We start from the raw sequence: 4015 nt of genomic DNA, 5'->3' as shown, positions 1-4015 counted from the left end.
TTAAAGGATCTCCGACTGTCCCGGCGTTGCCTCGGGCCGTCTGGATTAACCGACCAATCTCGCTGTTGGAATTGGCCGCTGAGCATTCAAAAGCTCACTAAATTTTCAAATATCGTGTCTCAATGTTGTTGACACATTCCGCTCGACGACTCGGTCAAAGCGTCGATTCAGAAGATCAAGGCGAGAGCCTGTGGGTTTAGAAATCTGGCCAGATTCCGGACGGCAATCCCCTTCCACAAAAGTGGGTTGTCCTTACTGCTAACAGGGATCAGTGGGATACACCCACACTAAACCCAGAAGCATTATGTTTATTTGATAAAAGAATGAATTGCATTTTTTTGAACACTATTGTAAATCAGCTTCCCCCTGATAAGTGTTATAATAAATAAACTAATAGCAGATACCACCCAAGCAGAACCTCTCTGCTCTACAATATCTCTGTCGATGTAGGGAGAAATCGCACTAGCTACTGAGCGCCAAAAAAAATAACCAAGTACATATATCTCAATTCCAAGAGCAATTAGTTCAAACTTTGCTAATTTTTTTGATTGTTTATTAATAGAGCTATCATTGTTAGTGTTTTGAATATTGGTATAATATTCTAAAAAAGCCTTTGCTTGCTTTCCAGCAATCCAAGTCCAAAAACCTACAACTAAGCCTACTAATGGAAAAGAAAGCAGTAGCAGAAATAATGACCAGCTTCTTGTGTCCGCGGCTTTTGCTAGTCCGCTATTAATTGCGTCAGTGCTAACCCCCAAAACTACTAGCAATAAAGGGTCAAAGCTATTCATACGGCCGATAACTGGAGTTACGTGTTTGTCAAATAGTGTTGAATTATTGTGCTTTTCTTGACTGTATGTTATTGTTGGACGATCATTATGTTCATTGATTAAATGATATAAAAATAAGCCTAACATCACAGCGCCCACAGAAAATAATAACGAAGTGAGTGGCTTCCATATTGCGATTCCAGTTATCACTAGGTACATCCCTAATAATGGGAAGAGTGTATGTGTAATTGTGTTGTAAGTAATCCACCGCAATAATGTTGGTAACGCTAAAAATTGATCTAATAAAGATTGTTTTATTTTATAGTTTTTTGGATTACTCCAAATAGAATCAGCTAGGTGTTTATTAAATAGCTCAGGATTATCTAACGTTGATCCGTTGGCTCTTTCACCAAATAATCGAAAGCTTGCGAGCGTAGCAAAATATACGTCAGCAGCTATCCCAGCTCCCATATAAAAATTGGTCAATAGATAATCCAAAATAGTCATTAAATTCCTCTTATTTTGGTTTAGTTACAAACAATGAAAACATAATATCTACAATTGAATGAGTAACATCTATAAATGATGGCGGCGAGGTTGCAGCTTGACTGATTATTGAATTGATTTCTTTGTTCTGATACTTAGCAGCTTGAATAGAAGCTTTTCCTTGTCTTTTCACGTTAACTGTAGATTGATTGTTCTCATCAAAAGTTTTCTGAATAAAGTATAAACTTAAATATTTATGAGCAAGGTAATCTATCTTTGTAGGTGAGTATTTGTCAATGCTTTTTAAAAATTCCTGGCCTTCATCATACATGTCATAAAATGTGGCAGCATTTTTAGTTAATTCTTCGTCGTGTAAAAAGTAAGGGAATACAAAAGGTAAGTGAGATACCGTAATCACTTGGATGTTATCACAAAAACATCTACGATATATTTCATTATACATATTTAACGCAGCTGGCAGCGAAAGATGCAATTCAGGTTCATCAAGCATAATTATAGAGTGATTTGGCTTAAGTGCGCCAAATACTATACCAAGAGATAATGTTTGATTTTCTCCTGAGCTAAGAAATTTGCGCTCCTGTTTGTCAGAGTCTTTTATTCTTATTTCGGCAATATCCATTTCGGGTTCTTTAAATTTGATTGAATTAAGCTCTTCTCCTTCATCGCTTTTATAAATACTGCTCCAGAATTCTTGAAGTGAATCAAAATTGTATAATTCACCATTAGCTTTATTTACAATTCGAAGGCGATCTTTAACCAATCTAGATAATTCTTCAGATAGGTGTTTTGGACTTTCACGAATATCTAATCCGAGGCCATAATGGTACATATCTGTATTAAAATAGCATACTATTGGAGGCAATAACTTATTATTGCCAAGTAATTGGCTTCGTTGTGGTTCAGAGAAATCTGGTTTGACTTGCTCAATTACAGTCTCCATTTCTTGCACGGCTTTCTCGATACGCTTGTTATCTAGTTCCACATCAGAAGGAATAGTTGCAGGTTTAGTTGTTTGAACTAGCCTCTTAGCTATTTCATGAACTTTTTCACTCCTTAGTTTTTCTTCAGATTGAATGAGATTTGGTCTAGAAAAATCAATTAAATCACAAAGAAATGAGATATTTTCCTTTTTGCCGGTAATTACCCATTTACCGTTCAGTAGTTTTTCATCCTTAAGGTCATTTTTTAAATCGTTTAGGATTCGATTTTCTTTATGATATATCTGAACAGTCAGTTCTTTGTACTTTATTGAATCAAGTAATATAGTCCATTTATCGTGTAAATCTTTTAGCTCTTTAGTTGCTTCGAAGAAGCATTTACCAATAATAATATTATACAAAATGTAACAATTTATGGTTTCGTCGACGTTTTTATCATTATCAATTTCTTTTTTGTCCATAAGATTGCAGTGACCTAATAATGCAAGTGATTCAAGTATGGTTGTTTTACCTGCACCATTGCCCCCTCGAATGAGGGTAAAATAAGGAGAAAACCAGAATGAGGTAGGGTTCCTAAAAGGTTCTATGCCTTTAATTTTAATGTTCTGTATTTTAAACATATTTACCTTCAACGCTTGCTTTAAACAGCTTAAGTCTGATTGATATCAGGCAATACAGATTGAAAAGTACCATAGGGACAAGTGTATAGAGCGAGCTTATCTCAGGGATTTTTTTAAGGTTTGCAAATATGGCGATAGACGAAAGTGCTAAATTAAAAACGAGTGACCTAAGCGCATTTTTGCTGGCATTCTCATAGATATCGGCAAATTCTTTGTAGTGGTTGTCAAGTTTTCTAAAACATCCTGCTATTAGCAAGTCGATATATGTTTCTATAAAACTTACCATTACAAACATTAAATGACAAAATACCATCATTAATTGAGGGCTTCTAAATTTCTCAAAAGTATCAAAGTGGGAGATAACTTCAATAATAGCTATACCAGCCAAGTAATATCTGAAAATTTTGCTTCCGATGCCTTTTATAAAAAGTGAAATATTATCATTTTCGTAGCTAAAATATAGAAAGACAATTGCTGTCAGAAAAAATGCACTAATACCCATAGTTACATTAAGTATTATGACATCTTCTAAGCTATATTGTTCCGACTTGGGTGTTGATCCCGACTGGATCACTCGTTGAATAATATTAATTCCTGATAAAAAAATGCCGAAGAACAATGAATATGTGATCTCTTTAAATCCAAGATTGATTATCTGTTCAGGTAAGTTGACCAGTCGTGGAAAACTATCATGTTTAATGTTAATAGGAGTTGATTCTTTTGCTTGGAGTTTTGTGTGAAGATGTGGGTGATTTTGATGGTGTTTAGTTTTATTGTAGTAATCAATGTCTGGTTTGAGTTTGAAAAAATAAGCTACAATTGCGCTTGCTATTGATGTTAGTATAGAATAAAGCCATGTAATTAAATCTTGGCTTGTTTTAAGAATTTCAAATACCTTTGCTACTTTTTCTAAAATGTCTGTGATGTAAATAAAAATGTACATTATTTTTTCTCACGTATTAAGTTCCCTGGGCTATCGCATTTGAAACACCATTCATTCATCGATTTACTATAAAAACAGATAAGGTCAAAGTGAAAATCGCGAAAGCGGAATGTGTCAACAACATTGAGACACGATCTTTGAAAATTTAGTGAGCTTTTAAATGCTCAGCGGCCAATTACATCAGCGATATTGGTCGTGTAATCCCGACGGCCGTGGGAAACGCCGAGACAGTCGTAG

At 34.9% G+C, this 4015-nt stretch carries 3 protein-coding genes; all 3 read right to left on the bottom strand.

Features of this window, described 5'->3' with window-relative positions; genetic code table 11:
• Positions 1-308: 308 nt before the first annotated feature.
• Genes ACK5ON_RS08625 through ACK5ON_RS08615 form a run of 3 tightly spaced genes read right to left on the bottom strand, consistent with a single transcriptional unit; the run spans position 309 to position 3778 of the window.
• A complete protein-coding gene (locus tag ACK5ON_RS08625) occupies positions 309-1277 on the bottom strand; it encodes a hypothetical protein (protein ID WP_409821676.1) in 969 nt (322 codons plus the stop codon).
• 10 nt (positions 1278-1287) lie between these two features.
• Positions 1288-2835 (bottom strand): AAA family ATPase, encoded by a 1548-nt coding sequence (locus ACK5ON_RS08620; protein ID WP_409821674.1) that lies wholly within the window; start codon positions 2833-2835, stop codon positions 1288-1290.
• Entirely contained in the window at positions 2828-3778 is a 951-nt protein-coding gene (locus tag ACK5ON_RS08615) for a hypothetical protein (RefSeq protein WP_409821672.1), read from the bottom strand. The genes ACK5ON_RS08620 and ACK5ON_RS08615 overlap by 8 nt, the downstream gene beginning before the upstream one ends.
• Positions 3779-4015: the final 237 nt, after the last annotated feature.

It is taken from the genome of Flavobacterium sp. (assembly GCF_046317795.1).
Taxonomy (GTDB): Bacteria; Bacteroidota; Bacteroidia; order Flavobacteriales; family Flavobacteriaceae; genus Flavobacterium.
The sequence above is the reverse complement of the archived record's forward strand: the minus strand, read 5'-3'. Positions and strand labels throughout refer to the sequence as shown.

Excerpts from the sequence above, each read along its gene's own strand:
- ACK5ON_RS08625 (WP_409821676.1), bottom strand. The coding sequence starts at position 1,277 with ATGACTATTTTGGATTATCTATTGACCAATTTTTATATGGGAGCTGGG.
- ACK5ON_RS08620 (WP_409821674.1), bottom strand. The coding sequence starts at position 2,835 with ATGTTTAAAATACAGAACATTAAAATTAAAGGCATAGAACCTTTTAGG.
- ACK5ON_RS08615 (WP_409821672.1), bottom strand. The coding sequence starts at position 3,778 with ATGTACATTTTTATTTACATCACAGACATTTTAGAAAAAGTAGCAAAG.